The sequence below is a fragment of the Bradyrhizobium sp. NBAIM14 genome, from assembly GCF_020193895.1.
Classification (GTDB): Bacteria; Pseudomonadota; Alphaproteobacteria; order Rhizobiales; family Xanthobacteraceae; genus Bradyrhizobium; species Bradyrhizobium yuanmingense.
The window spans coordinates 88103-113635 of sequence record NZ_JADYVQ010000004.1; the positions used below are offsets into that span (position 1 = coordinate 88103).

General features: G+C 65.5%; 25 protein-coding genes. 4 read left to right on the plus strand and 21 right to left on the minus strand.

Features of this window, described 5'->3' with window-relative positions:
• Positions 1 to 5: 5 nt before the first annotated feature.
• Genes I6F28_RS12185 through yajC form a run of 6 tightly spaced genes read right to left on the minus strand, consistent with a single transcriptional unit; the run spans position 6 to position 5647 of the window.
• Entirely contained in the window at positions 6 to 1247 is a 1242-nt protein-coding gene (locus I6F28_RS12185; RefSeq protein ID WP_225139986.1) for a threonine ammonia-lyase, read from the minus strand.
• 45 nt (positions 1248 to 1292) lie between these two features.
• Entirely contained in the window at positions 1293 to 2156 is an 864-nt protein-coding gene (locus I6F28_RS12190) for a phytoene/squalene synthase family protein (protein ID WP_225139987.1), read from the minus strand.
• Entirely contained in the window at positions 2153 to 2536 is a 384-nt protein-coding gene (locus I6F28_RS12195; protein ID WP_225139988.1) for an Mth938-like domain-containing protein, read from the minus strand. The genes I6F28_RS12190 and I6F28_RS12195 overlap by 4 nt, the downstream gene beginning before the upstream one ends.
• 60 nt (positions 2537 to 2596) lie before the next feature.
• The gene (gene secF / locus I6F28_RS12200) at positions 2597 to 3616 is read right to left on the minus strand and encodes a protein translocase subunit SecF (RefSeq protein WP_036012746.1); all 1020 of its coding nucleotides are present in this window, start codon (positions 3614 to 3616) and stop codon (positions 2597 to 2599) included.
• Between the two features lie 10 nt (positions 3617 to 3626).
• On the minus strand, positions 3627 to 5231 hold the full coding sequence (secD, locus tag I6F28_RS12205; protein WP_036012748.1) for a protein translocase subunit SecD: 1605 nt from the start codon (positions 5229 to 5231) through the stop codon (positions 3627 to 3629).
• A 47-nt stretch (positions 5232 to 5278) separates the two neighbouring features.
• Entirely contained in the window at positions 5279 to 5647 is a 369-nt protein-coding gene (yajC, locus tag I6F28_RS12210; protein WP_036012751.1) for a preprotein translocase subunit YajC, read from the minus strand.
• Positions 5648 to 5829: 182 nt separating this feature from the next.
• On the opposite strand from yajC, the gene I6F28_RS12215 reads away from it, so the two are divergent.
• Complete coding sequence (locus I6F28_RS12215; protein WP_036028226.1) at positions 5830 to 6810, plus strand: ATP-binding protein; 981 nt, start codon at positions 5830 to 5832, stop codon at positions 6808 to 6810.
• 176 nt (positions 6811 to 6986) lie between these two features.
• Here the strand turns inward: I6F28_RS12215 and I6F28_RS12220 are convergent, their stop codons facing one another.
• Entirely contained in the window at positions 6987 to 8375 is a 1389-nt protein-coding gene (locus I6F28_RS12220; RefSeq protein WP_225139989.1) for a LysM peptidoglycan-binding domain-containing M23 family metallopeptidase, read from the minus strand.
• A gap of 109 nt (positions 8376 to 8484) precedes the next feature.
• Positions 8485 to 9135 carry a protein-L-isoaspartate(D-aspartate) O-methyltransferase gene (locus tag I6F28_RS12225; RefSeq protein WP_085969151.1) on the minus strand — a complete coding sequence of 217 codons (651 nt, stop codon included), beginning with the start codon at positions 9133 to 9135 and terminating at the stop codon, positions 8485 to 8487.
• Between the two features lie 229 nt (positions 9136 to 9364).
• On the opposite strand from I6F28_RS12225, the gene I6F28_RS12230 reads away from it, so the two are divergent.
• Entirely contained in the window at positions 9365 to 9736 is a 372-nt protein-coding gene (locus I6F28_RS12230) for a response regulator (RefSeq protein WP_036012769.1), read from the plus strand.
• Positions 9737 to 9739: 3 nt separating this feature from the next.
• On the opposite strand, the gene surE is transcribed toward I6F28_RS12230, so the two are convergent.
• The 12 genes from surE to I6F28_RS12290 all read right to left on the minus strand — a co-directional run bounded on the left by surE (position 9740) and on the right by I6F28_RS12290 (position 21822).
• The gene (surE, locus tag I6F28_RS12235) at positions 9740 to 10507 is read right to left on the minus strand and encodes a 5'/3'-nucleotidase SurE (RefSeq protein ID WP_036012754.1); all 768 of its coding nucleotides are present in this window, start codon (positions 10505 to 10507) and stop codon (positions 9740 to 9742) included.
• Between the two features lie 108 nt (positions 10508 to 10615).
• Positions 10616 to 10978, minus strand: coding sequence for a hypothetical protein (locus tag I6F28_RS12240; protein ID WP_036012756.1), 363 nt, complete (start codon positions 10976 to 10978; stop codon positions 10616 to 10618).
• 119 nt (positions 10979 to 11097) lie between these two features.
• Positions 11098 to 12429 (minus strand): serine--tRNA ligase, encoded by a 1332-nt coding sequence (gene serS, locus I6F28_RS12245; protein WP_036028231.1) that lies wholly within the window; start codon positions 12427 to 12429, stop codon positions 11098 to 11100.
• Between the two features lie 218 nt (positions 12430 to 12647).
• Positions 12648 to 13460 (minus strand): twin-arginine translocase subunit TatC, encoded by an 813-nt coding sequence (tatC, locus tag I6F28_RS12250; protein WP_036012758.1) that lies wholly within the window; start codon positions 13458 to 13460, stop codon positions 12648 to 12650.
• The gene (gene tatB, locus I6F28_RS12255) at positions 13457 to 13951 is read right to left on the minus strand and encodes a Sec-independent protein translocase protein TatB (protein ID WP_225125278.1); all 495 of its coding nucleotides are present in this window, start codon (positions 13949 to 13951) and stop codon (positions 13457 to 13459) included. The genes tatC and tatB overlap by 4 nt, the downstream gene beginning before the upstream one ends.
• 90 nt (positions 13952 to 14041) lie before the next feature.
• Positions 14042 to 14275, minus strand: a complete 234-nt coding sequence (locus I6F28_RS12260; RefSeq protein ID WP_036012762.1) for a twin-arginine translocase TatA/TatE family subunit — start codon at positions 14273 to 14275, stop codon at positions 14042 to 14044.
• Between the two features lie 165 nt (positions 14276 to 14440).
• A complete protein-coding gene (scpB, locus tag I6F28_RS12265) occupies positions 14441 to 15196 on the minus strand; it encodes an SMC-Scp complex subunit ScpB (protein WP_036012763.1) in 756 nt (251 codons plus the stop codon).
• 21 nt (positions 15197 to 15217) lie between these two features.
• Positions 15218 to 16057 (minus strand): segregation and condensation protein A, encoded by an 840-nt coding sequence (locus I6F28_RS12270; protein ID WP_036012765.1) that lies wholly within the window; start codon positions 16055 to 16057, stop codon positions 15218 to 15220.
• A complete protein-coding gene (nagZ, locus tag I6F28_RS12275) occupies positions 16054 to 17082 on the minus strand; it encodes a beta-N-acetylhexosaminidase (protein WP_225139990.1) in 1029 nt (342 codons plus the stop codon). Before nagZ ends, I6F28_RS12270 begins: the two co-directional genes overlap by 4 nt.
• 46 nt (positions 17083 to 17128) lie before the next feature.
• On the minus strand, positions 17129 to 18673 hold the full coding sequence (locus I6F28_RS12280) for an SPOR domain-containing protein (protein ID WP_225139991.1): 1545 nt from the start codon (positions 18671 to 18673) through the stop codon (positions 17129 to 17131).
• 140 nt (positions 18674 to 18813) lie between these two features.
• A complete protein-coding gene (argS, locus tag I6F28_RS12285; RefSeq protein ID WP_225139992.1) occupies positions 18814 to 20604 on the minus strand; it encodes an arginine--tRNA ligase in 1791 nt (596 codons plus the stop codon).
• 9 nt (positions 20605 to 20613) lie between these two features.
• Positions 20614 to 21822, minus strand: coding sequence for a deoxyguanosinetriphosphate triphosphohydrolase (locus I6F28_RS12290; RefSeq protein ID WP_225139993.1), 1209 nt, complete (start codon positions 21820 to 21822; stop codon positions 20614 to 20616).
• 110 nt (positions 21823 to 21932) lie between these two features.
• Between I6F28_RS12290 and erpA the strand changes: the two genes are divergently transcribed.
• On the plus strand, positions 21933 to 22262 hold the full coding sequence (erpA, locus tag I6F28_RS12295) for an iron-sulfur cluster insertion protein ErpA (protein WP_024342679.1): 330 nt from the start codon (positions 21933 to 21935) through the stop codon (positions 22260 to 22262).
• Positions 22263 to 22267: 5 nt separating this feature from the next.
• On the opposite strand, the gene I6F28_RS12300 is transcribed toward erpA, so the two are convergent.
• Complete coding sequence (locus I6F28_RS12300; protein WP_225139994.1) at positions 22268 to 24577, minus strand: hybrid sensor histidine kinase/response regulator; 2310 nt, start codon at positions 24575 to 24577, stop codon at positions 22268 to 22270.
• 155 nt (positions 24578 to 24732) lie between these two features.
• Here I6F28_RS12300 and xth point away from each other — a divergent pair, with 155 nt between their 5' ends.
• The gene (gene xth, locus I6F28_RS12305; RefSeq protein WP_225139995.1) at positions 24733 to 25530 is read left to right on the plus strand and encodes an exodeoxyribonuclease III; all 798 of its coding nucleotides are present in this window, start codon (positions 24733 to 24735) and stop codon (positions 25528 to 25530) included.
• Positions 25531 to 25533 lie beyond the last annotated feature (3 nt).

Genomic DNA, 25533 nt, shown 5'->3' on the forward strand with positions numbered 1-25533 from the left:
CGTGCTCAGGTGCAGCGCGCGCTCAGTCCGGATGCGCTGAGCCTGGCCATCACCTCGTTGAGATGGGCGGCATCGCGGGTCTCGATGACAAGCTGCAGCAGCGTCGCCTTGGCCGGCAGGTCGGAGAAGGTCCGCTGGTGTGAGACCTCGATGATATTCGCACCCGCTTCGGCCAGCAGTGCCGCTACCGCGGCGAGCTGCCCCGGCCTGTCGGGGATATCGAGCGACAATTGCGTCAGCCGCCCCTCGCGCGCGAGCTCGCGGGTGAGCACGGAGGCGATCAGCCGCGTGTCGATATTGCCTCCGCTCAGCACGAGGCCGACCTTCTCGCCGGCAAAGCGGGACGGATCGGACATCAGCGCGGCGAGGCCGGCGGCGCCGGCGCCCTCGACGACGGTCTTCTCGATCGAGATCAGGGTCGCGACTGCACGCTCGAGCTCGGCTTCGTTGACGAGCGCAATATCGTCGACGAGGCGCCGAACGATTTCGGTGGTGATCTTGCCCGGTGATTTCACCGCGATGCCCTCGGCGAGCGTATCGCCGCGCGCCGGCAGATTGCCGTCGTGAATGGCGTTGTACATCGAGGGATAGAGCCAGGCCTCGACGCCCAGTATCCTGAGCGACGGCTTGATCGACTTCGCGGCAATGGCAATCCCGCTGATCAAACCGCCGCCGCCGATCGGGACGACCAGCGTGTCGAGCTTCGGGACCGCCTTCAGCATTTCCAGCCCGATCGTGCCCTGCCCGGCGATGACGAGCGGATCGTCGTAAGGATGGACGAAGACCATGCCGTGCGCTTCACCGTGGCTGCGCGCAAAGGCGGCCGCCTCCTCCAGCGTCGCGCCCGTGACCACCACCTCGGCGCCGTGATGCCGGGTGTTCTCGATCTTCACCATGGGCGTGCCGATCGGCATCACGATGGTGGCGGGAATGCCGAGCCGCTTGGCATGGTAGGCAACGCCTTGCGCGTGGTTGCCCGCGGACATCGCGATCACGCCCCGCGCGCGCTCCTCCGCCGTCAGCGCGGTAAGCCGGTTGAGCGCGCCGCGCTCCTTGAACGAGGAGGTGAACTGCAGGTTCTCGAATTTGAGCCAGATGTCGCAGCCGCAGATGCTGCTCAGCGTCCGGCTGTGGCTACAGGGCGTCTCGACAACGGCGCCTTGGATGGTCGTGGCGGCGGCGCGAATGTCTTCAGGGGCGACCGGAAGGCCGCTGAGATCGAACGAGCTTTGGGACATGTCAGCCATAGGACAGCATAGAGCATTTGGGCGGGCCAGGCGATAAGCCGGCGTCTATTTGGTAAATTCACGCGATCGCGAGGCGCGCCACAGCGTCCAGAGCGTGCGCAACCGCGAGGTCGGCTGCAACCTAAACGGATTGCGTCCCGGGCGCGACAGGCGCTCGAGATCGGCCTGCGCCTGGCGCAGCGGCAGAAACGCCGGCCGCAACGGCGGCGCCAGCTGCGCCAGCAGCGATGAAGCCGCGGTCATATGCTGCCGGGCTTCACCCGCCAGTTGCTCAAGCACCGCATGGAGATTGGGTGTTTCCTTGCCGGCGAAGACGTCCTCCATGCTGCAATCGTGCTGCTCCAGCACCTGCTGCGGCACGAACAATTGCCGGTGCGCGGCATCGCGCGGCAGATTGGCTATGACCTGCACGATACCCTGCGCCAGCCCGGCATGGCGGGCGACATGCTCGGCCGCCTCCGAAGGCGGTCCCAACACCTGCGCTGCCAGGGCGAACAGCGCCGATGAGGTCGCCGCGAGGTAACCTTCCAGTGCGGCCATCGTCGGCATCGGGTCGTTGTAGAGATCGAACTGATGCTCCTCGGCAAGCAGCGACAGCGACTCGACCGGCAGGTCGAAATCGCGAATCGCGCGAAGCAGCTCGGCCGCCACCGGATTGCCCTCGGCGCTGCCATGGACGTGGCCCGACAGCATGTCGGTCCACCATTGCAGGCGGATCTCGCCGGGCAAGGGCTGGCTCACCTGGTCGCGGACACGAACGATCTCGACGTTGAAGGCATAGATCGCCAGTAACGCGCGGCGCTCGGCGGCCGGTGCAAACAGGGTCGCGGCGTAGCGCGGAAAGTCATGACTGCGCACGAGATCGGCGCAAAAAGCAAAGGAGTCGGGAGGCGGCGCCGGGTTGCTCATGGCACGGCGATCAGCGCGGCGGCAACCCGCCGCCGTTCGCCGATCATGATGTTGTAGGTGCGCACGGCCGGGCCGGTCTGCATCGTGTCCAGTACAACCCTCACCGCCTTGAGCGCCTGACGCAGCTCCGGCGGCGGCAGCCACAGCCCCGTTCCAGTGCCGACCAGGAGCGTGTCGATGCTGTTGGCCGCCGTGAACACCCGATCCAGCGAGTAGCGGTCGATCTTCGCGGGGTCGGTCACGTCCCAAGCCCAGATCGCGTCGGGCAGACAGAGCAGCGAGCCCCGATGCGACATGCTGGCAAAGGCGAAGCCGCCCTTGCCATAGGCATCGATCGGCGCCGAGCGCGGAAAATGCGGAGCGTTGGGATCGCCGGCCATGAGCTTCGTCCGAATGGGCTTACTGCCCTCGCAAACGCCTGCAAGGGCATGAGGTTCGGATCATGCCTTGCTTTTCTTCGCCGGCGTCGCCGTATCGGGCGCGTCTTCGCGGTGCTCGCCGACGCCGAGATAGATCAGGATCGGTGCTGCAATGAAGATCGAGGTGTAGGTGCCGACCAGCACCACGCCGAACATCATCACCGCGGTGAAGCTGTGGATGGCATGGCCGCCGAACAAGAGCAGCGCGAGCAGCGCGAGCGTCACCGTGACGTGGGTGATGATCGAGCGCGACAGCGTCGAGTTGATGGATTCATTGAGCAGCTGGGGCATCGGCATCTTCTTGTAGCGACGCAGCATTTCCCGGATGCGGTCGTAGATGACGACGGTATCGTTGAGCGAATAGCCGAGAATGGTCAGCAACGCCGCGATGCTGGTCAGGTCGAAATCGACCTGGCTGATCGACATGAAGCCGATCGTCAGCACGATGTCGTGCACGTTGGCGATCATGGCGCCCAGCGCGAACTGCCATTCGAACCGGAACCAGAGATAAATCAGGATCCCAACGATCGCGAGCATCAGGCCGAGCATGCCGTAGGCCAGGAGCTCGCCCGCGACGCGCGGACCCAGCACCTCGGTGCGCTGAATGTCGACACTGTCGCCAAGCGCGCCACGAAGCTTCTGCAGGGCTGCCTGCTGGGCCGCGTCGCCACCCGGCTGCTCCGCAACGCGGATCAGGACGTTCTCCGGACCGCCGAACTGCTGCAGCTGGACCTCGCCGAGGCCCAGGCCGTCGAGCGAGGTACGCATTGCCGCGATGTCGGCGGTGCCGGACTTCGCCTTCACCTCCAGCAGCGTGCCGCCCTTGAAGTCGATACCGAGGTTCAGGCCATGGGTGAAGAACAGCACGATCGCGACGATCGACAGCGCCGCCGAGATCGGAAAGCTGATGCGACGGAAGCGCGTGAAGTCGAAATGCGTATCGTCGGGGACGATGCGCAGCGACGGCAGCAGGCCGAGGGCCGAGACCACGGTGAGGATGGCAATGAGGACGCCGAGCCCGATGAGAACGGTGTGAGTCACGATCAGGCTCCTAGATCGGCACGCTCTGCGGCCGCTTCCACCGCACCCACCAGGCGACGATCAGCCGGGTCAGGGTGAAGGCGGTGAACACCGTGGTGATGATGCCGATGCCGAGCGTCACGGCAAAGCCGCGCACCGGACCGGTGCCGATGTAGAACAGCACCGCTGCAGCAATGAAGGTGGTGATGTTGGAATCGAGGATGGTGGCGAGCGCCCGCTTGAATCCGGCGTCGATCGCCGAGATCGCATTGCGGCCGCCGCGCAATTCCTCGCGGATGCGTTCGTAGATCAGCACGTTGGAGTCGACCGCGATGCCGACGGTGAGCACGATGCCGGCGATGCCGGGCAGCGTCAGCGTGGCGTTGAGCAGCGACAATAAGCCGAAGATCATGGCGACGTTGATGGCCACCGCGATGTTGGCGAACACGCCGAACAGCCGGTAGGTCAGCAGCATGAAGATGATGACGAGGATCGAGCCGACATAGGCCGCGAGCTGGCCCTTCTCGATCGAGTCCTGGCCGAGTCCTGGACCCACGGTGCGCTCCTCGACCACCGTGAGCGGTGCCGGCAATGCGCCGGCGCGCAGGAGAATCGCGAGATCGTTGGCCGATTGCACCGTGAAATTGCCGGAGATCTGGCCCTGGCCGCCGGTGATGGGCTCACGGATGACGGGCGCCGAGATCACCTTGTTGTCCAGCACGATCGCGAACGGCAGTCCCACGTTCTCCTGCGTGGCCTGCGAGAATTTGCGCGCGCCCGAGGTGTTGAACTTGAAGCTGACGACCGGCTCGCCCGTGCGCTGGTCGAAGGTCGCCTGCGCATCGGTCAGGTCGCCGCCGGCGACCAGCACCTGCTTCTTGACCACATAGGGCGTCGGCGGAGGCGAGGCGCTCATCAGCAGTTCGGATTCCGGCGGCACCCTGCCCGCTTGCGCCTGATCCGGCGGCACGGAGGTGTCGACCATGCGGAATTCCATCTTCGCGGTCCTGCCCAGCAGTTCCTTCAGGCGGGTCGGGTCCTGAAGACCGGGGACCTGCACCAGGATGCGGTCGTTGCCCTGGCGCTGGATGACGGGCTCGACGGTGCCGAGCTCGTTGACGCGGCGTTCGACGATCTGGATCGACTGCTCGATGGTCTTGCGCAGGCGATCGAGCACCGCAGCCTGCGGGACGCTCAGGCGGATCACCCCGCCGCCGGCATCAGTCACCTCGAGGTCGCGCTGACCGCTGGATCCCATCAGGCCGCCCAGCGGCTGGGACAGCTCGCGCAACTTGGCAAGCGCCGGCTGCGCATCGGTCTCCTTGGTGATGCGAACCTCGACGGCATCGTTGCGCACGGTGACGCCGCCGGTGAATCCGATCTTGGCGTCGCGCAGGGTCCGGCGAACGTCGTCGCGGACCTGGTCGAGCCGCTCCTTCTTCACATAGGCAGCGTCGACCTCGAGCAGCAGATAGGAGCCGCCCTGGAGGTCGAGGCCGAGCACGATGCGGCGCTGCGCCCAGGCGGGCCAGCTCTTGACTTGCGCCTCGGGGAAGAAGTTGGGGACCGCGCAGAGGCACACGATCAGCGCCGTCAGGATAATCCCCAGCGCCTTCCACCGCGTGAAATACAACATCGACTGGACCTGTCAGATCAGGAGACTTGAGACTCGCGGTGAAGCTCTCACTTCGCCGCGGTGTCGTCCTTGGCGCTCTCTTTTGCGCTTTCCTTGGCCGGCTCGCCCTTGGCGCGCACGCCCGAGATCATCTGGCGCATCTGCCGCACGCGCACGCCGTCGGAAATCTCGAACTCGATCTGGTCGTCGTCGACCACCTTGGTGACCTTGCCGACGAGACCTCCCGAGGTCACGATGGTGTCGCCGCGGCGGATATTCTTCACGAGCTCGGCGTGGTCGCGGACCTTCTTCTGCTGCGGGCGCAGAATCAGGAAGTACATGATCACGAAGATCAGGGCGAACGGCAGCAGCGACATCAACATGCTGTTGGTGTCGCCAGCGGCCGCGGCCTGGGCATACGCAGGGGTAATCAGCATTCGGACGATCCTCGCGAGAACGGGGGAAAGCCGGTCAGGCCCTCAAAGGCGACCGGTTCGGTCAAATTCGCGCGGACTATAGCGGCCATTGCCCCAATTGCAACGCTGCCAGACTGCCCTTTTGGGCCACCTTGCGGCGGCCCGTCAGGCCCGATAAGGCTGCGTTCTCAGGAACTTCGGACATGCCCAAAAACCATAGCAAAAGCCCGGCCGGCAAAGGCCCCCGCACCCCTGCCAACAAGCCCACCCGCCTCGCGGCAAAACGCCCCACGGCGGCGGTCACCAAGGCAGGCCCGGACCTCCCGCAGGAGCGCATCGTCCGCGCCCTGGAGACCATTGCGGCGCACCTCTCCGCGCAGGGCAAGCCGGCGGTCGAGGCCGAGTCGTTCAAGCGGGCGGACGCCTATGTCTGGCATCCCGACGGACGCCTCTCGGCGGTGCCGCGCGTGAGCCGCGTCGAGCTGTTCCTGCTCAAGGGCGTCGACCGGATGCGCGACATCCTGATGGAGAACACCGAGCGTTTCGCCAACGGCCTGCCCGCCAACAACGCCCTGCTCTGGGGCGCACGCGGCATGGGCAAGTCGTCGCTGGTGAAGGCGGCGCATGCCAGCATCAACGCGGAGCGCAAACCGGCCGACAAGCTCAAGCTGATCGAGATCCACCGTGAGGACATCGAGAGCCTGCCGGCCCTGATGGAGCAGCTGCGGGCCTCCTCCTTCCGTTTCATCGTGTTCTGCGACGACCTCTCCTTCGACGGCAATGATGCCTCCTACAAGTCGCTCAAGGCGGTCCTCGAAGGCGGCATCGAGGGCCGGCCCGAGAACGTCATCCTCTACGCCACCTCCAACCGGCGCCATCTGCTGGCGCGCGAGATGATCGAGAACGAGCGCTCGACCGCGATCAATCCGGGCGAAGCGGTGGAGGAGAAGGTCTCGCTGTCGGATCGCTTCGGCCTCTGGCTCGGCTTCCACCGCTGCAGCCAGGACGAATATCTCGCCATGGTGCGCGGCTATTGCAGCCATTTCGGGATCAGGGTCGACGACGAGACGCTCGAGCGCGAGGCGCTGGAATGGTCGACGACGCGCGGCTCGCGCTCGGGCCGCGTCGCCTGGCAGTTCGTGCAGGAGCTGGCGGGACGGCTGGGTGTGAAGCTGACGGCGTAGTAGCGCGAGCTGTTACCCCGAATTCAACTGTCATCGCCCGCCTTGTGCGCACTTGCGCACTGGAGCGGGCGATGCAGTATTCCAGAGACGGTTGTTGTCAATCGAGAGGCCGCGGCGTACTGGGTCACCCGGTCGAGCCGGGCGACGACACCGTTCGTGCGGAGGCTACGTAAGTCTCACGCGCCGTTGAGGAATTGAAGCGGGTCAACCGGGCTCGATCCCTTGCGGATCTCGAAGTGGAGCTGCGGCGACGCCACTTCCCCGGATTGACCCGACTTGGCAATGACCTGGCCGCGCTTGATGGTATCGCCGCGCTTCACCAACAGCTCACTCGCATGGGCATATGCGGTGACGTAGCCGTTGGAGTGCCGAACCAGAACCAGATTGCCGTAACCCTTCAGCTCGTTGCCGGAATAGGCGACGACGCCATCTTCGGCCGCCTTGACCGGCGTCCCCTCGGGCACCGCCAGATTGATGCCGTCATTGGACTTGCCATTGGTCTTGGCACCGTAGCTCGTGACCACCTTGCCGCGGACGGGCCAGCGGAAGGTCGGCAGCGCGCCGGTGGCCTCCGCAGCCTTCGCCGGCGTCTCGGCAGCCTTCTCTTCCACATTGCTCGTGGCCTGGGCGAGCCGCGCGCTCTGCACGGGCGCGGCGGCAGTGGCCATCTTGGTCGCGGGTGCCGGAGCTGCCGCAACAGGCTGGAGCGTTCCGGCCACCGGTGCAGCCGCGACCGGAGCCGCAGCAACCGGCGCCGCGACGGCGGCGGTCTTGGCGCCGGGCACGGTCAGCTTGGTGCCGAGCTTCAGCTTTGCCGACGGATCGATGCCGTTGGCACGGGCGAGCTCTGCCGCCGAGATGCGGTTCTTGCGCGCGATGCTGGCGAGCGTGTCGCCACGGTTGACGAAGTGCGTGCTCGGCGGTGCCGCGACGGCAGCAACCGGCTTCGCCGCAGGCGCTGCCGCGACCGGAGCCATCGCGGGCGCCGGTGCAGCTGCGGTCGCAGGAGACGGAATGATCAACTGCTGGCCGGGCGAGAGCGCCCGCGGACCCTTGTAGCCGTTGGCGGCAAGGATCGCCTGCGGCGTGACGCGATAGCGCTTGGCGAGCACGTCGAGCGTGTCGCTGGTCCCGACGATGATCTTGGTTCCGCCGGCCGGCTGGGCGGCCGCGACCGACCGCGGCGGGACAGTGGCCGTGGTCTCCAGATGCGGTTGCGCCGGAGGCGCATATGAGCTGACGCCGCGTCCGCCGCCGGACACCCCGCCCCCGGAGGCAACGGGATAGGACTGCGGGGCAGATACCGCGGGCGGAGGCAAAGCCTGCGACTGGTAATAACCGGGCTGCGTCTGCGGCCGCGCATATTGCGGCAACTCACGCTGCGGCGGCGGCGGCGGCTGCTGCACCGAACCGGTCTGCTCGGAGGCGAAAGGATTGGAGAAGTTGGTCTGGGACAGCCGCGACGACATGTCGGCGCTGCACCCTGCAAAGCTGAAGGAGATCAGCGCCAGCACCGCGACCTGCGGCACGCGGCGCGAGTAAAGCAACTCGGCGACAGCGGACATGGTTACTCACTCGTACGCAACAGAACTGGTGTTTTAAGTAAACACGCGGCGAGTAAATAACGGCTTAACCCTCACAATAAGATGTTGGCGGCACTGCCGATCCGGGATTCTACAGCTCCCGCGCCACCCCGGGCAGTGCCGGCACGAAGCGGACCTCGACGAGTTCCTTGCGCTCGATTCCGGTTTCGCTGCGGGCCAGCCGGGTCAGCGTCTGCACGCCCTGATGCGGGCCGACCGGGGCAATCAGGATGCCCCCGACCTCAAGCCGCTCGACCAGGTTCTCCGGTATCTGCTCCATCGCCGCGGTGACGATGATGCGATCGAACGGGCCGATGTTGGGAGGCAGATTGAGACCGTCACCGAGCATCACCTCGACATTGTGACAATCGAGCTTCTCAAGCCGGGCGCGTGCCGTGTCGGCGAGCTTGCGGTAGCGCTCGACGGTCAGCACCTGGCCGGCGAGCCGCGACAGCACGGCGGCCTGGTAGCCGGAGCCGGTGCCGATTTCGAGCACCCGGTGCTGCTTCTGGAGCTGGAGCTGCTCGGTCATGTAGGCGACGACGAAGGGCTGGCTGATGGTCTGCCCGCAGGCGATCGGCAGCGCGCTGTCACGATAGGCGCCCTCGCGATCGGCCTCGTCGACGAAAAGCTCGCGCGGCACCTCTTCCATGGTCCGCAGCACGGCCTGATCGCTGATGCCCCGACGCCTCAGCGTGAGCTGAAACATCATCTTTTCCGGCGGGTGCTGGTGGGACGTCATTGCTGCTATCGCTCGTCTCGTCTGACGGATCGCCGTACTGCACCGCAAGAACCCGAGACGAGAATCTTGTTCCGGCTCAGGAACTCATGATATCCTTTCGGCACAGCATTTGACCACAACAAGGCCTTCAAAGCGCTAAGCCATTTGCGAGGTTTGCGTTCGCCGAAACGCGCATTGCGTCGCCTATCGTTATCTGCGAACGTTTACGAGAATGGGCAAGGACTCAACCATGACTGCGACAGGGCTTTCGGGCCGCTCTGTTTTCCTCGTCGAGGACGAGGTCATGATCAGAATGATGGTCGCAGACATGCTGGAGGAGCTTGGCTACAAGGTTGCCGCCGAAGCGGGCGACATCAATGAGGCCATGCGGCTTGCGCAATCCACCGAGTTCGATCTCGCCATTCTCGACGTCAACGTCAACGGCAAGGTCATCTCGCCGGTCGCCGATGTCATCATGGCCAAGGGCTGCCCGTTCATCTTCGCCACCGGCTACGGCTCCTCCGGCCTGCCCGAGCAATATCGCGACCGGCCGGCGCTCCAGAAGCCGTTTCAGCTCGACGCGCTCGGCAAGACCATTGAGGCTGCGCTTCGCGGCGGCTAACCTTTATTTCAGGGTGAGGCCAAGCTGCTCCGAAAACGCCTCGTCGGTGCGGTCGAGCCTGAGCGGGGTGACCGAGACGTAGCGCTCGCGCAGCGCCGCGAGATCGGTGCCGTCGGCGGGCGTGTCGAGCATCGCGGTCCGCTCGAAGCCGATCCAGAAATAAGGATTACCGCGGCCGTCCCGGCGCTCGTCGATCCTGAGGAAGCCGAGATTGCGCTTGCCTTGCCGCGTGACGCGGATGCCAAGCACATCCTCCGGCGCGCAGGATGGGAAGTTGATGTTGATGACGGTGTCCTTCGGAACGCCGGCGGCGATCACCTTGCGCAGGATATCGGGCCCGAATTTGCGGGCCGTGTCCCACGGCGGCCGTTCGCGGGTCTCGACGCTGAACTCCTGCGACAATGCGAATGACGGCAACCCCAGGATGGTGCCTTCCAATGCGCCGGCAATGGTGCCGGAATAGACCACGTCCTCGGCGACGTTGCGGCCCTTATTGACGCCGGACAGCACGAGATCGGGCAGCTTGGCTCCCAGGATATGGCGCGCTCCCATGATGACGCAGTCGGTCGGCGTGCCGCGCACGGCGAAGTGCCGTGGGCCGACCTCGCGCAGACGCAAGGGATCGTTCAGCGACAGCGAGTGCGACACGCCGGACTGGTCGAGCTCGGGCGCCACCACCCAGACATCATCGGTCAAAGCGCGCGCAATCTCCTCCACGACCTTGAGGCCGGGAGCGTGGATGCCGTCGTCATTGGTGCAGAGAATGCGCATGCGGAAGGTTCGATTCCTGAAAGCGGGTCTGAGCCGTCTTATCCGGCCAGCGCCGATCAGGCAAACCGGACGATTGCGGTCCGGCGGCTGGTTCCCTGGCTGGTCCCGCTAGCGGCGAACGCGCCATTGCGGCAGGAAGCGCGCAAGCCGGCCTTCTGCACGCAGTTGCATCGCCGGCACGACCGGGTTCACGACGGAAGCCTCGATGACGCCGAGCGCCTTCAGCTGCGCGACGAACGGATCGGACGTCGGCTCCTGCGGAAAGCGTTCGCGTGCCACGCTCAGCGCCTTGTCGAAATCCGCAGCATTGACCCCGGGCTTGGCCCGCCGGCTCTGCACGAGATCATCGTCCCAGAGCCGCGCGATCCCGATGTCGAGAACGCCTCGGAGGCGCTGGTCGATGGCCTGGATCCCGGCCCCCGTCACCGCCCATTGTCTTCCGACCCAGAAGATGTCGCGGTGCAAGGCCATGAACGGAGGGTTCGCGTGGACGGGCCGGCAGGATAGCCGGCCGCCCGATCTTCGCAACGCGATTCTCGTCATGCCGCGTTTTCGGACGCGAACCGCTGCCCACTTCGCGGGAAAACCCTTTAGTCGCGCGCGATCACCTTCAGCCCGCCCATATAGGGCTGGAGCACGTCCGGGACCGCGATCGAGCCGTCCTCCTGCTGATAGGTTTCCATCACGGCGATCAGCGCGCGGCCGACTGCGGTGCCGGAGCCGTTCAGCGTGTGCACGAAGCGCGGCTTGCCGTCGGGCCCGCGCGAGCGCGCATCCATGCGCCGTGCCTGGAAGTCGCCGCAGACCGAGCAGCTCGAGATCTCGCGGAACGCCCCGCCCTCGCCCTGCCCGGGCATCCAGACCTCGATGTCATAGGTTTTTTGCGCCGAGAAGCCCATATCTCCTGCGCAGAGCGTCATCACACGGTAATGCAGGTCGAGCTTCTGCAGCACCTGCTCGGCGCAGGACAGCATCCGCTCCAGCTCGTCCTTGCTCACTTCCGGCGTCGTGATCGAGACCAGTTCGACCTTGGTGAACTGGTGCTGGCGGATCATGCCGCGAGTGTCGCGCCCCGCCGCACCCGCCTCGGCGCGGAAGCATGGCGTCAGCGCGGTCAGCCGCATCGGCAATTGCTTCTCATCGAGGATGGATTCGCGGGCGAGATTGGTGAGCGACACTTCGGCGGTGGGGATCAGACCGAGGCGCTCGGTCTTCAGCCGCTCATGGTCCGGCGAGGCGAGCAGCTCGCCCTTGATCGCCCAGAACTGATCGTCCTCGAATTTCGGCAATTGCCCGGTGCCGAACATCACCTCGTTGCGCACCAGGAGCGGCGGATTGATCTCGGTGTAGCCGTGCTCGGTGGTGTGCAGATCGAGCATGAACTGGCCGATGGCACGCTCGAGCCGCGCCAGCCCCTTCTTCAGCACGACGAAACGCGCGCCGGAGAGTTTTGCCGCCGCTTCGAAATCCATGTAGCCGAGCGCGGTGCCGAGATCGTCATGCAGCTTCGGCGCAAAGCCATAGTTGCGCTTGTTGCCGAACACGTGATGCTGCACGTTGCCGTGCTCGTCGAGACCGTCGGGCACGTCCTCGAACGGAATGTTCGGGATCGCGGCCAGCTCTTTGGTCAGCTCATCGTCAGCGGCTTTTGCCGCCGCTTCGAGTTCGGGCATCGTGGTCTTGAGCTCGGCGACCTCGGCCATCAGCTTCGACGCACGCGGCTCGTCCTTGGCCTTCTTGGCATCGCCGATTTCCTTCGAAGCTGCATTGCGCCGCGCCTGCGCCTGCTCGGAGGCGAGGATCGCCGCACGCCGCTTCTCGTCGATCGCGAGCAGCGAGACCGACATCGGCTTCAAACCGCGCCGTGCGAGGCCGGCGTCGAAGGCTTGCGGATTGTCGCGGATCGCTTTGATGTCGTGCATGGCTGTGGTCCTGGATCAGCGCGTAAATAGTCAACGTTTATGCCGACAACTTACATTGGCGCGCTTTCCCCTAGCATTCTGTCATCGCCCGTGAAAGCGGGCGATCCAGTATTCCAGAGACGTCAGTGTTTCCCCGAGGGGCCGCGGCGTACTGGATTCCCCGCTCCAGTGCGCAATTGCGCACAAGGCGGGGAATGACACCGGTGGGCTTGGTCGCCCTACTCCGCCGGATTGGCCGGCGTCGACACGTCAGTGCCGGTGGCAGCCTGTGCGGCGGCCGCTTTCCTCTCCACCATCGCCACCGCGAGGATCGAGCCCTCGTAGAGCGCCATCAGCGGAAACGCGAGGGAGCACTGGCTGAGCACGTCGGGCGGCGTCAGCACGGCTGCGATCACGAAGGCCATGACGATGAAGTAGCGGCGCTTCTCGCGCAACATCGTCGAGCTGACGATGCCGATCCGCCCGAGCAGCGTCAGGATCACCGGCAGCTGGAAGGCGATGCCGAAGGCGAAGATCAGCGACATCATCAGCGACAGATATTCGCCGACCTTGGGCAGCAGCTGGATCTGCGCGGTCTCGTCGCCGCCGGTCTGCTGCATGCCGAGCGAGAAGCGCACCAGCATCGGCAGCACGACGAAATAGACCAGCGCCGCGCCCAGGACGAAGAAGAACGGCGTCGCGACCAGATACGGCAGGAACGCCTGCTTCTCGTGCTTGTAGAGCCCGGGCGCGACGAACTTGTAGATCTGCGTCGCCACGATCGGGAACGAGATGAAGCCGGCGCCGAACAGCGCGAGCTTGAGCTGGGTGATGAAATATTCGAGCAGCGCCGTGTAGATGAATTTCGAGTTCTCCGGCCCCGCAATCCACACGAACGGCCAGACAAGCACGTTGTAGATCTGCTTGGCGAAGAAGAAGCAGAAGATGAAGGCCAGGCCAAAGCCGAGCAGCGCCTTGATCAGCCGCGAGCGCAGCTCGATCAAATGGTCCATCAGCGGGGCTTTGCTGGCCTCGATATCGGCGTCGGTCATGACGCTTTGGCGTCCTTGATCGCTTCGGATGGCGCGGTGTCCTGCGCAACCTTTGCCTGTTCGACCTCACGGGTAATCGCGAGCGGCTCGTTCGCGGCCGCATGCGCTTCGGCTTCCATGAAGGTCGACGGCGTCGGGGTCTCCGGTGTCGTGGGCGTGACGGGCGGATCGACGGCAGTAGCGGCCGGCGTCTCGGCCGGCTTGTCCAGCGCATCGATGCGAAGCGCGTCGCTCACGTCCTTCTGGAGCGAGCTCATCGGATTGAAACCCGTGGCGGCTTCCTTGACCTCGTCGAAGCTTTTCTTGAGGTCGGCCATCTCGGCCTCACGCATCGCCTCCTGGAACTGGCCCTGGAATTCGGCCGCCATCTTGCGCGCCTTGCCCATCCACTGCCCGACCATGCGCAGCACGCCCGGCAGCTCTTTCGGGCCGATGGCGATCAGGGCCACGACCCCGATGAGGACCAGTTCACTCCACCCGATGTCGAACATGAGGTCTTCCGTTCACGCGAAGCCGGAGCCGGCCCAATCCCTTGCGCGCAGGATCGGGCCGCTACCCGCGTCTCGCGTGCTTCTTCCGGCTCAGACGGCCTTGCTGCCGACGTCGGACCGTGTCGCGGTCGGCGCAGCATTGTGCTCGATCGACTTCGCCGGCTCGGGCTTCTCGGCAGCCTTGTCGTCGTCCTGCATGCCCTTCTTGAACGCCTTGATGCCCTGAGCCACGTCGCCCATCAGATCCGAAATCTTGCCGCGGCCGAACAGCAGCAGGACCACTGCGATCACCAAGATCCAGTGCCAAATGCTGAGTGAACCCATCCTGCAACCCTCCAAACGCGCATGGCCGGGGACCCGGCCGATCTCACCGAAACCTAGGCTTGGCAGACCTCAAAAACAAGGACCAAGGCAGCGCCAATTCGCTGTCGGCGCTACGCAATCCTGCTAGTGTTAACTGGTCGCAGGGGCCCGTATTTCGCCGGTACGTCAGTCCTCGGCGCCGCCTTCGCTGCCACCCTCATTGCCGCCTTCTGGCGGGCTCTCAGGCTCGACCGCAGGCGCAAGGGCGAGATCGAGGTCATCGCCCGGTTCCAGCGGATCCTCGTCCTCCCGCAGGGCCGGATCATCCGACGGCGTCGGCACGCTGAACCCGGTGGGCAGACGCGAATCCAACAGTCCCGTCCCCTTCAGCTCTTCCAGGCCCGGCAGGTCGCCGAGCTGTTCCAGGGTGAACTGCGACAGGAACTCCTCGGTCGTTCCGAAGGTCAAGGGCCGGCCCGGCGTCTTGCGCCGGCCGCGCGGCTTGATCCAGCCGGTCTCCAGCAGCACGTCGAGCGTGCCCTTCGACGTGACGACGCCGCGGATCTCCTCGATCTCGGCCCGCGTCACCGGCTGGTGATAGGCGATGATCGCGAGCACCTCGATTGCGGCCCGCGACAGGCGGCGGGTCTCGGTGCTCTCCCGCGTCATCAGCCAGGCCAGATCGCCCGCGGTGCGGAACGTCCATTTGTTGGCGACGCGAACGAGATTGACGCCGCGCGAGGCATAATCGGCCTGCAACTGCTCGAGCGCAGCCTTGACGTCGACGCCCTCGGGCATGCGCTTGGCCAGCGTCGCGGTGTCCAGCGGTTCATTCGAGGCGAACAGCAGCGCCTCCAGCAGCCGCAACTCCTCGGGACGCGCCTGGGATTCGTTCTCCATCGGCTCGGCCTCTTCTACCCGCACTTCAGCCAGGCTTGCCATGGCAGATTCTCCTTCTTGCACTTAAGCGACCGGCGCATCAGGCGCAGGAGCTGCGTCCGGGACCGGTTTTGGGCGCCCCTTCCGGAAATAGATCGGCGCAAACGCTTCCTTCTGATTCAGCTCGAGCTGACCTTCGCGCACCAGTTCGAGCGCGGCGGCAAAGCTCGAGGCGAACACCGTCGCGCGCTGCGTCGGGTCGGCGACATGCCGGATCAGGAAGTCGTCGAGAACACCCCAATCGTCCTGCTCGGTGATGCTGCCGACCAGCCGCTCCAGCGTGGCGCGCGCTTCGGCGAGCGACCACACCGTGCGCTTGGCCAGATGCACGCTCGCCAGCACGCGCGACTGGCGTTGCGCGGCATAGGCGGTGAGCAAATCATAGAGCGTGGCCGTGTATTTCGGGTGCTTGATCTCGGCGATGTGCTCGGGCTCGCCACGCGCGAAGATGTCGCGCTGCAATTGCGGCCTGTTCATCAGCCGGTTGGCGGCTTCGCGAATGGCTTCCAGGCGGCGCAGCCGGTTGGCGAGCGCCGTCGCCATCTGCTCGGCGCTCGGGCCTTCCGCGCTCGGCGGCTCCGGCAGCAGCAGGCGCGACTTCAGGAAGGCAAGCCATGCGGCCATCACCAGATAGTCCGCGGCGAGCTCCAGCCGGATCTTTCGCGCGGCTTCGATGAAATGGAGGTACTGGTCGGCGAGCGCGAGAATCGAAATCTTGGCGAGATCGACCTTCTGCTGCCGCGCCAGCGCAAGCAACAAATCGAGCGGGCCCTCATAGCCCTCGACGTCCACCACCAACGCCGGCTCACCCTCGGCGAGCTCTGCGGGCCGCCCGGTTTCGAACGATAGGATTTCTGCAGTCATGCCGATGCCGTGTTTGCCCGTGCGATCAATGCATCCAGTTCGGCGCGTGCGGCCACGCGGTCGAACGGCTGCGGCGGCTTGCGTGCGGCGAGCGCGGCGTTCGCCCGCTCCAGCGCCCCACCGGCCAGTTCAGGTGTCTCGCCGGCGACGTCGCGCATCTCCTCGATGTTGCCGTTGCAATGCAGGGCCACGTCGCAGCCGGCCGCGAAGATCGCGCGAGTCCGCTCGGCGATATTTCCCGACAGCGCGTTCATCGACACGTCATCACTCATTAACAAACCCTGGAACCCGATTGCGCCGCGAATCACGTCAGCAATCATTGTCGCAGATGTCGTCGCCGGATGGGCGGGGTCGAAGGCGCTAAACACAACATGTGCAGTCATCGCCATCGGCAGATCAGCCAGCGGTTTGAATGCGGCGAAATCGGTCCGCTCCAGCTCGTCCCGGGGCGTGTCGACGGTCGGCAGCTTGAAATGGGTGTCGGCGGTGGCGCGGCCATGCCCGGGAATATGCTTGAGCACCGGCAGCACGCCGCCCTGCTCCAGGCCCTCGGTGACGGCGCGGGCAATCGCCGCGACCTTGCCGGGCTCGGTGCCGTAGGCCCGGTTGCCGATGACCGCATCGGCGCCCGGCACCGGCACATCCGCCAAGGGCAGGCAATCCACGGTAACGCCGAGATCGGCGAGATCGGCTGCGATCAGGCGGGCACTGAGGCGCGCCGCGGTGAGCCCGAGGGCCGAATCAGTGTCGTACAAATTCGCGAATACGGCCCCCGGCGGATAGACCGGCCAGTGTGGCGGCCCCAGCCGCTGCACCCGTCCCCCCTCCTGGTCGATCAGGACCGGCGCGTCGGGGGCCTTCGCGACCGAACGCAATTCTGCAACCAACGCAGCAACTCGTGCTGGTGTTGCGACATTACGCTTGAACAGGATGAAGCCCCATGGGCGTTCGGCACGGATAAACTCCCGCTCGGCGGCGGTCAGTTCCGTTCCGGATACGCCGGTAATGAAGGCCCGCGTGCTCATAACGGCCGATTAACTCTGCCCCGCAAGGGGGTCAAGGAAACGACCGTTAATTCCTCTGGACGAAGCAGGCAGACAGGCCTGCGGACTTCAGATTGTTGCAGGCTTGCGTCGCTTCCTCGGCCGAGCCATAGGGGCCGGCGAAGGCGCGGTAGACGACTCCCTTGCCCTTGTCGGTGAGGTCGACACGCTTGATGACGGGCGAACGGGAACCGAGCACGCTGCCGTACTTGCCCTGGAGCACCCGGTAGGATGCGGCGGCGCTATCCTCGCTCTGCTGCGAGGAGACTTGCACGATGTAGCCGCCACCGCTGTTTGTGGGCGCGATCTGCGTCGGGTTGGTCGCAGCCATCCGCTGCGGCGGCTCGGCCGCCGGGGACGATTGCGGCGCCAGCGACATCGGCTGGTTGGCGCTGGCATTGGCCGAGGTCGGCGGATTGCGCGGCGCGGCGGGCGCAACCGGCGCGGCAACGGGCTTCGGCGCCGCGGGCGCCGGCTTGGCGGCGGCCGATTGCGGCACGGCGCTATCGGTCTGATCGCCCTTCACCGCAACGGTCCTGATCGCGCGCGGCGAATTGTTCGGCAGCGTGCCGTTGCTCGGGCTCGGACCCGCGCTCGGCGGCGGCACGGTGGATGGTGACACGCTCGCCACCGAGGGCGGGTTCGCATTCTGGTTCAGCGGCGGGAACACCACGCGCGGCCCGCCCGCCTTGGCGTTGACGTCGACGGGCGCCTCCTCGCGCGGCACGATCTTTTCGGTGCCGTCACCGCTGACCATGCGGTCCGGTACCTTGACCGCGGAGTCCGTCGGCGCCGGCACGATCTTGGTCGGGGTGTTGTCGGCCTTGATGATCGGCGGCTCGCCGCTACGAGGCGAGCCGATATAGGTCTTGTAGGCGAATGCAGCACCGGTGCCGAGCACGGCAAGCGCCAGGATCGCCGCGACCGTCATCATGCCGCCGCGCTGCTTCTTCGGCTCCTCGACCTCGTCCTCCGGATAGTCGCTCTGGTCGGCGTAAGGGTCGTCGGGATAGGCCGGCTCGCGCTGATAGTCCTGCTCGCCTGTCTCCAGCCGACCATAGAGCGCATCGTCGTAGCGCGACGGATCGGGCTGCGCATACGGCTCCTGATAGGACTGCTCCTGGTAGGCCTGACCATGCTGCTGATAGGCCTGCTCCTGATGAGCTTGATCTTGATAGGTGTCCTGATAGGCCTGGGGCTGATGAACGACAGGCTCGGGCGCGGCAGGCTTGGCCGCGTAGCGATGCAGCGGGTGGACCGGGCTTACGGTGACCGGATAATCAGGCTCCGGCGCGGGTGTCGGCTGCGGTTGCACGTTGGCACGCCGCATCCATGAGGGCGGCGACGGTGCCTGCTCCGCGTAGTCCTGCTGATCATCGAGCTGGCGGTAATCGTGGTCCTGATAGCTCTGGGCGGGCGCCGCCGGCGGACGCGACTGCGCTGCAAACGGATCGGTCTGCCCGATCAGACGGGCGAGCTCGGCCAAGGGATCGCTATCCGCCTTCCCATGCTGGTCGCCGCCGCGACCATAGTCATCGGAAGGAAACGGTCTGTCCTGATATCGTTCGGCCATCGTGATGATGCGTCCCTTCGGGAAAGCCGCGCGCCCCTCGACCAAGGCACGGCTTTCGACCCACAAGGCTTTCAACCAAGTCTAAGCGATCCGGCTTCTGCCGGTTACCCCCGAATTCCCCTTAAGTAGTTCGCCCCAAACTACCGCATCTCGTCCGGGGCATGGACGCCGAGGATGGCGAGGCCCGATGCCAGGACCGAGACGACGCCCTGGACCATTGCCAATCGCGCCTTTGTAAGATCTGCATCATTATTGATAATGAAGCGTAAATAGGGCAAATCGCGCCCTTTCGTCCAAAGTGCATGAAATTCGCTGGCTAAATCATAGAGATAAAAGGCAATTCGGTGCGGCTCATGGGCCGCGGCGGCAGCTTCCAGCATGCGCGGATAAATTGCGAGGCGCTTAAGAAGATCGAGCTCTACGGGGTCCGACAACCGTTCCACCGCCGACTCAGCGAGCCATGCGATCCGCGCGCCGGCATCCTCTGGGAGTTCCGGGAACACCTCGGCGCGAGCATTGCGGAAGATCGAGTGACCGCGGGCATGGCCGTACTGGACGTAGAACACCGGGTTGTCCCGCGACTGTTCCATGACCTTGGCGAGGTCGAAATCGAGCACCGCGTCGTTCTTCCGGTACAGCATCATGAAGCGGACGGCGTCCTGGCCGACTTCATCCACCACGTCACGCAAGGTGACGAAGTCCCCGCTCCGCTTGGACATCTTCACCGGCTCGCCGCTGCGCAGGAGCTTCACGAGCTGGACGATCTTGACGTCCAGCGATCCCTTAGCCGACGTCGTCGCCTTCACCGCCGCCTGCATGCGCTTGATGTAGCCGCCGTGATCGGCGCCCCAGACGTCGATCATCTCGGCAAAGCCGCGGTCGAACTTGTCCTTGTGATAGGCGATGTCGGAGGCGAAGTAGGTGTAGGAATTGTCCGACTTGATCAGCGGACGATCGACGTCGTCGCCGTAGGCGGTCGCCCTGAACAGCAGCTGCTCGCGGTCTTCCCAATCCTCGACCGGCGCGCCCTTCGGCGGCGGCAGGCGGCCCTCGTAGATGTCGCCCTTGGCCTTCAGGAAATCGATGGTCTCGGCGACCTTGTTGTTGCCGGTCTCGATCAGGGAGCGCTCGGAGAAGAACACGTCGTGGCGGATGTTGAGGGCGGCGAGATCGTCCTTGATCTCGTCCATCATCATCGCGATGGCCTTGGCGCGCACGGTCGGCAGCCACTGGGCCTCGCTCATCGCGAGCAGCTTGTCGCCATGCTCCGTCGCCAGCGCCTGCCCGACCGGCTTGAGGTAGTCGCCGGGATAGAGCCCTTCCGGGATCGCGCCAATGTCCTCGCCGAGCGCTTCGCGATACCTCAGGAAGGCTGAGCGCGCGAGCACGTCGACCTGGGCGCCGGCGTCATTGATGTAATATTCGCGCGTGACATCGTGGCCGGCGAACTGGAGCAGGCTCGCCAGCGCGTCGCCGAACACGGCGCCGCGGCAATGGCCGACATGCATCGGCCCGGTCGGATTGGCGGAGACGTATTCGACATTGACCTTGGAGCCGCCCCGGATGCGGCCGTATTCGGCACCCTCGCGCAGCACGGTGCGCAGCGCCTCGGCCCAGGCAGCCGGCTTCAGCGTCAGATTGATGAAGCCGGGACCGGCGACATCGACTTTGGCGATCAGCGCATCCGTGCGCAGCCGTTCGGCGATCTGCTCGGCGAGATCGCGCGGCTTTGCCTTTGCCTCTTTCGCAAGCACCATGGCGGCGTTGGTCGCCATGTCGCCATGGGAGGCATCGCGCGGCGGCTCGACGACGACGCGGGAGAAATCGATGCCCTCGGGCCAGCTGGAATCCGCCGCAAGCGCGCGGCAGGCGCCGTGCACGCGTGCGAGCACGTCGGCGAACAGATGCAGCGATGAGGATGTCTGGGGCATGGCCGCCGCCTAACGCAAATCCGGGGTCGAGTCAAAGAGCCGCTGGTGCTCGGTCAGGGCGAAGCGGTCGGTCATTCCGGCAATGAAATTGCCGATCCGGCGGGCCCGGTCGCCCTCGTCGTCGGCCTCAGCCCCCAGCAGCCATTCCGGCGGCAGCTCGCTGGGGGATTTCAGGTATTTTGCGAACAGATCGAACAGGATCTGCTCGGCCTCGCTCATCACCCGCATCACCCGCGCGTGGCGGTACATGTGCTGGTACAGGAAGCGTTTGATGGCGGCCTCTTCCTCGGCCACTTCGGCGGGGAATGCGACCAGCGCCCGGCTCTGCCGGCGGACATCCTGGGCCGATTGCGGCTTCACGGCCGCGAGGTTCTTCCCTGTCTCCGCAAACACCGCTCCGATCAGGTGCGAGATCAGCTCGCGCACCAGCTCAGCACCGCGCCGGACGTCTTCAAGATCGGGATAATGCGCCGCAGTCTCGGCGATGATCTCCGCCGTCAGCGGCATCACCTTGAGATCGTCGAGCTGGAACAGGCCGGCGCGCAGACCGTCATCGATGTCGTGGGCATCATAGGCGATGTCGTCGGCGATCGCGGCGACCTGCGCCTCCAGCGAGGCGAAGCTCCACAATTCGAGATCGTAGGTCTTGACGTAGTCGGCGATCCCGACGGGAACGCCATGCTCGCGGTAGCCCCCGACCGGGGCGCCGCTGCGGTCGGTCAGCGGACCGTTATGCTTGACGATGCCTTCCAGCGATTCCCAAGTCAGGTTGAGCCCGTCGAACTCGGGATAGCGGTGCTCGAGCGAAGCCACGACGCGCAGCGTCTGGGCATTGTGGTCGAAGCCCCCGAACGCCTTCAGACAGGCGTCCAGGGCCCGCTCGCCGGCATGCCCGAACGGCGGATGACCGAGATCGTGCGCGAGCGCCAGAGTTTCGGTGAGGTCCTCGTCGAGCCCGAGCTGGCGGGCCAGCGCGCGGGCGATCTGGGCCACCTCCAGCGAATGGGTCAGCCGGGTGCGGTAGTGGTCGCCCTCGTGGAACACGAACACCTGGGTCTTGTACTTGAGGCGGCGGAACGCGGTGGAATGGATCACCCGATCGCAATCGCGCCGGAACGGGCTGCGGGTCCGGCTCGGAGGCTCGGCGACCAGCCGGCCGCGGCTGCGATCGGGGTCGCAGGCATAGGGCGCGCGGGGGGCTGCCATTCCGACGGACACGGCGAATTTAGTCCCTATCCATTTGATTCTGCGTATGGTGGCACTTAACTATGTCGGGCGCGGGATACCAAATGAATTGGGTATGACGCCGGGACTATCGGAGACCAACAATGACGACTGCCGTGACCATCAGCGACCGGGCCGCACGCCGGATTGGGGAGATCCTCAAGGGCGAAGGCTCGGGCGCGATGCTGCGCATTTCGGTCGAGGGCGGCGGCTGCTCCGGCTTCCAGTACAAGTTCGACATCGACCGCGCCCGCACCGACGACGATCTCGTGATCGAGCAGGACAATGCGGTGGTGCTGGTCGATTCCGCCTCCCAGCCGTTCCTGGCGGGGTCGCAGGTCGATTTCGTCGACGACCTGATCGGCGCCTCGTTCCGCGTCAACAATCCCAACGCCACCGCGTCCTGCGGCTGCGGGACGAGCTTCTCGGTCTAGCGCGCCTACGCGCCCGTTATCTCCCTTTCCTCGTCCGTCCAGGCCACCTCGACCGGCATCAACGTCGGCTGGAGCGGTGCGTCCTCCGACATGACGTGACCGTCCAGCGCCCGCAGGAGCGCTCCGACCAGTGCCGGCTTGCGCAGCGGCTTGGCCAGGAAGTCCGACATGCCGGCTTCGCGGCAGATCTTGATGTCCTCGGGGAAGGCATTGGCGGTCAGCGCGATGATCGGCATGGCTTCGAAGCGCTCGCCTTGCGCGCGGATCGCGCGGGTGGCGGCGAGCCCGTCCATGTCGGGCATGCGCACGTCCATCAGCACGACGTCGTAATTGCCTTCGGAGGCTGCCGCGACGGCTTCGGTCCCGTCGGTGACGACACGCAGCTCGATGTCGAATGCCCCCAGCATCTTGCTCACGACCATGCGGTTGACCGCATCGTCCTCCGCGACCAGCACCTTCAGCGGCCGGTCGAGACCGGAGATCCGGGCCTGGAGCTCGTCGGCTTCGTCGCGGCCGCCAGCCTGATCGGACGCCTGCGCCTGGCTCCAGGGCAGGACCAGCGTGAAGCGGAAGGTCGAGCCCTCTCCCGGCGTCGAGATGACGCCGATCGTGCCGCCCATCTGCTCGATGATCCGCCTGCTGATGGCAAGGCCGAGGCCAGTGCCGCCGAAGCGGCGGCTGATCGAGGCATCAGCCTGGGCGAAGTCGCTGAACAGCAGGTCGAGCTTGTCGGGCGCGATACCGATGCCGCTGTCGGTCACCGTCCATTCGACGGTCGCCAGCAGGTCGCGCCGCGCCTGGCAGGTCGCCGATATCGTCACCTCGCCTTCGTCGGTGAACTTCACAGCGTTGGAGGCGAGATTGAGCAGCACCTGGCGGATGCGCGCGACGTCGCCGCGGAGCGTCGGCGGCAGGTTCGGATCGAGCTCGACCTTGACCGTGAGCCCCTTGCTCTTGGCGCTGGCGCGCACCACGGTCGCAACCGTCTCGACCAGCGCCTGCGGCGCGAAGTCGATCGCCTCGAACTGGAAGCGGCCTGCTTCCAGCTTGGAGAGATCGAGAATGTCGTTGAGGATGCGCTGGAGGTTGTCGCCGGACTCGCGGATCGTGGTGACGGCCTCGCGCTGCTCCGGATCGAGCCTGGTTTCGAGGAGCATGCTGGCAAGACCGAGCACGCCGTTCATGGGCGTGCGGATCTCGTGGCTCATCACCGCCAGGAAGTCTGACTTGGCGCGGCTTTCGGCCTCGGCCTTTTCCGCGCGCCAGCGCTCGGTGACGTCGCGCCCGAAGCCGCGATAGCCCAGGAAATGACCGTCACGATCATGGGCCGGCTTCGCCGTCAGCGACCACAGCCGGGCCTCGCCGCCGGCGACGACCTTGAGATTCATCTCGTGCAGCGGCTCGGCCTGCTCCATCAGGCCGACGATGTTGTAGGCCGCTGACTTGTCCTCGGGGCAGAGCATGTCGAGCACGTCGGCGAACTGCGCGCCTTTCAGCAGCGGAAGCGGCAGCTGCGCGACGTCCGCGAAGCGTTGCGGCACGTCGACGAGACGTCCCTCTGCATCGGTCTGCCAGAGCCAGTCGCTGGCGTTCTCCTGAAAATCCTTCAGCAGCAGCGAGATGATCTCGGTCTGGCGCTCGAGCTCGAGCTGGGCCTTGAGATTGCCGAGGAAGAGGTTGCCCTGGGAGACGATGTTACGCGCCATGAAAAATGCGAACAGCAGCAGGAACACGGCGGTCACCAGATATGGGCCGGTGCCGCACAGGAGGAGCGCGCCGGCGCAGGCGATCGTCATGGTCGCGAGATAGACGAGGCCCGCGCGCGGGAAGGTCGAGAGCGTGAAAGCGCCGCCGGACATCATGCCGACCATCAGGCAGGCCAGGAGCAATTGACTGGTCGGCTCGATGCGGCTGAACAGAGCGAGCGGCAGCGCGCCCCAGATCGCGGCGAGAAAAAACGCCTGCCGCAGCATCTGCCGCGCCGCGCGGGGCGAAGCCTCCTGCGGCGGGTTCTGATGCGACTTGTGCCACGCGCGCACCGCGAGCGAAGCGGTGGCGGCGAGCGTCAGGCCCCAGATGGCGAGGAAGTCGTTCCAGCCCCTGCCCCAGAACAGGATCAGCACGATGGCGACGTTCAACATCGTCACGGCCATCGTCACGGGGATCAGCTGGGTCACCGCGTCGATCTGCTTGGCGCGGATGCGGCGGATCTCGCGCTCGCTGAGATCGGCGGTCAGACCGTCCTCGATCTCGAAGCCGCCGAGCCAATACAGGAACGCGCCGATCAGGCCGTCACGCGGCTGAGTTCGATTCATCGCCTTGTCCGGCCATCCATCCGAGGAACCTCTTGACGATCAATGGCCTGCGGCCTGCTTAAGCCGGGTTAATTTTGTGGGAGATTTTGCGGCCGGCTTGACGGGTGCGTTTGCATTTTGTTCTAACCAAGACCCCCCCGCCCGGAGCCCTGCCAATGCCCATCAGAGTAGCCACCTGGAACGTGAACTCGGTCCGGCAGCGGATCGATCTGCTCCTGACCTGGCTGAAAGAGTGCCAGCCGGACATCGTCTGCCTGCAGGAGATCAAGTGCGTCGACGAGGCCTTTCCGCGGCTGGAGATCGAGGCACTCGGCTACAACGTGGTGACGCACGGGCAGAAGACGTTCAACGGCGTCGCCCTGCTGTCCAAGCTCAGGTTCGACGAGACCAAGTCGGGCCTTGCCGGCGACGACGAGGATAGCCATGCCCGCTTCCTCGAAGGCGTGGTCACGCTGAAGTCCGGCGTGCTGCGCATCGCCTGCCTCTATCTGCCCAATGGCAATCCGGTCGGGACCGATAAATATCCCTACAAGCTCAAATGGATGTCGCGGCTTCTTGATTATTCGAAGGAGCGACTGAAGGAGGAGGTCCCGCTGATCCTGGCCGGCGACTTCAACGTCATCCCGCATGCCCGCGACGTGCACAATCCGGCCGCCTGGACCGAGGACGCCTTGTTCAAGACCGAGACGCGCGAGAGCTTCCAGTCCCTGCTCGGCATCGGCCTCAGCGACGCCTTGCGCGCCGTCACCGACGAGGGCGGGCTCTACACGTTCTGGGACTACCAGGCCGGGGCCTGGCAGAAGAACCAGGGGCTGCGGATCGACCACCTGCTGCTGTCGCCGCAGGCCAGCGACAAGCTCGCCAATGTCGGCATCGACAGCTATGTGCGCGGCTGGGAAAAGCCGTCGGACCACGTGCCGGTGTGGGCGGATCTGGATCTCGAGGCGGCTTAAGGC

Coding starts and splice junctions, on each gene's coding strand:
- xth (WP_225139995.1), top strand. CDS start 24,733: ATGCCCATCAGAGTAGCCACCTGGAACGTGAACTCGGTCCGGCAGCGG.
- yajC (WP_036012751.1), bottom strand. CDS start 5,647: ATGCTGATTACCCCTGCGTATGCCCAGGCCGCGGCCGCTGGCGACACC.
- I6F28_RS12195 (WP_225139988.1), bottom strand. CDS start 2,536: ATGGCCGGCGATCCCAACGCTCCGCATTTTCCGCGCTCGGCGCCGATC.
- serS (WP_036028231.1), bottom strand. CDS start 12,429: ATGCACGACATCAAAGCGATCCGCGACAATCCGCAAGCCTTCGACGCC.
- argS (WP_225139992.1), bottom strand. CDS start 20,604: ATGCCCCAGACATCCTCATCGCTGCATCTGTTCGCCGACGTGCTCGCA.
- I6F28_RS12300 (WP_225139994.1), bottom strand. CDS start 24,577: ATGAATCGAACTCAGCCGCGTGACGGCCTGATCGGCGCGTTCCTGTAT.
- I6F28_RS12185 (WP_225139986.1), bottom strand. CDS start 1,247: ATGGCTGACATGTCCCAAAGCTCGTTCGATCTCAGCGGCCTTCCGGTC.
- I6F28_RS12220 (WP_225139989.1), bottom strand. CDS start 8,375: ATGTCCGCTGTCGCCGAGTTGCTTTACTCGCGCCGCGTGCCGCAGGTC.
- I6F28_RS12260 (WP_036012762.1), bottom strand. CDS start 14,275: ATGGGTTCACTCAGCATTTGGCACTGGATCTTGGTGATCGCAGTGGTC.
- I6F28_RS12280 (WP_225139991.1), bottom strand. CDS start 18,673: ATGGCCGAACGATATCAGGACAGACCGTTTCCTTCCGATGACTATGGT.
- surE (WP_036012754.1), bottom strand. CDS start 10,507: ATGCGCATTCTCTGCACCAATGACGACGGCATCCACGCTCCCGGCCTC.
- I6F28_RS12225 (WP_085969151.1), bottom strand. CDS start 9,135: ATGACGTCCCACCAGCACCCGCCGGAAAAGATGATGTTTCAGCTCACG.
- scpB (WP_036012763.1), bottom strand. CDS start 15,196: ATGGCAAGCCTGGCTGAAGTGCGGGTAGAAGAGGCCGAGCCGATGGAG.
- secD (WP_036012748.1), bottom strand. CDS start 5,231: ATGTTGTATTTCACGCGGTGGAAGGCGCTGGGGATTATCCTGACGGCG.
- I6F28_RS12240 (WP_036012756.1), bottom strand. CDS start 10,978: ATGGCCTTGCACCGCGACATCTTCTGGGTCGGAAGACAATGGGCGGTG.
- nagZ (WP_225139990.1), bottom strand. CDS start 17,082: ATGAGCACGCGGGCCTTCATTACCGGCGTATCCGGAACGGAACTGACC.
- tatC (WP_036012758.1), bottom strand. CDS start 13,460: ATGACCGACGCCGATATCGAGGCCAGCAAAGCCCCGCTGATGGACCAT.
- I6F28_RS12190 (WP_225139987.1), bottom strand. CDS start 2,156: ATGAGCAACCCGGCGCCGCCTCCCGACTCCTTTGCTTTTTGCGCCGAT.
- erpA (WP_024342679.1), top strand. CDS start 21,933: ATGACGACTGCCGTGACCATCAGCGACCGGGCCGCACGCCGGATTGGG.
- tatB (WP_225125278.1), bottom strand. CDS start 13,951: ATGTTCGACATCGGGTGGAGTGAACTGGTCCTCATCGGGGTCGTGGCC.
- I6F28_RS12270 (WP_036012765.1), bottom strand. CDS start 16,057: ATGACTGCAGAAATCCTATCGTTCGAAACCGGGCGGCCCGCAGAGCTC.
- I6F28_RS12215 (WP_036028226.1), top strand. CDS start 5,830: ATGCCCAAAAACCATAGCAAAAGCCCGGCCGGCAAAGGCCCCCGCACC.
- I6F28_RS12230 (WP_036012769.1), top strand. CDS start 9,365: ATGACTGCGACAGGGCTTTCGGGCCGCTCTGTTTTCCTCGTCGAGGAC.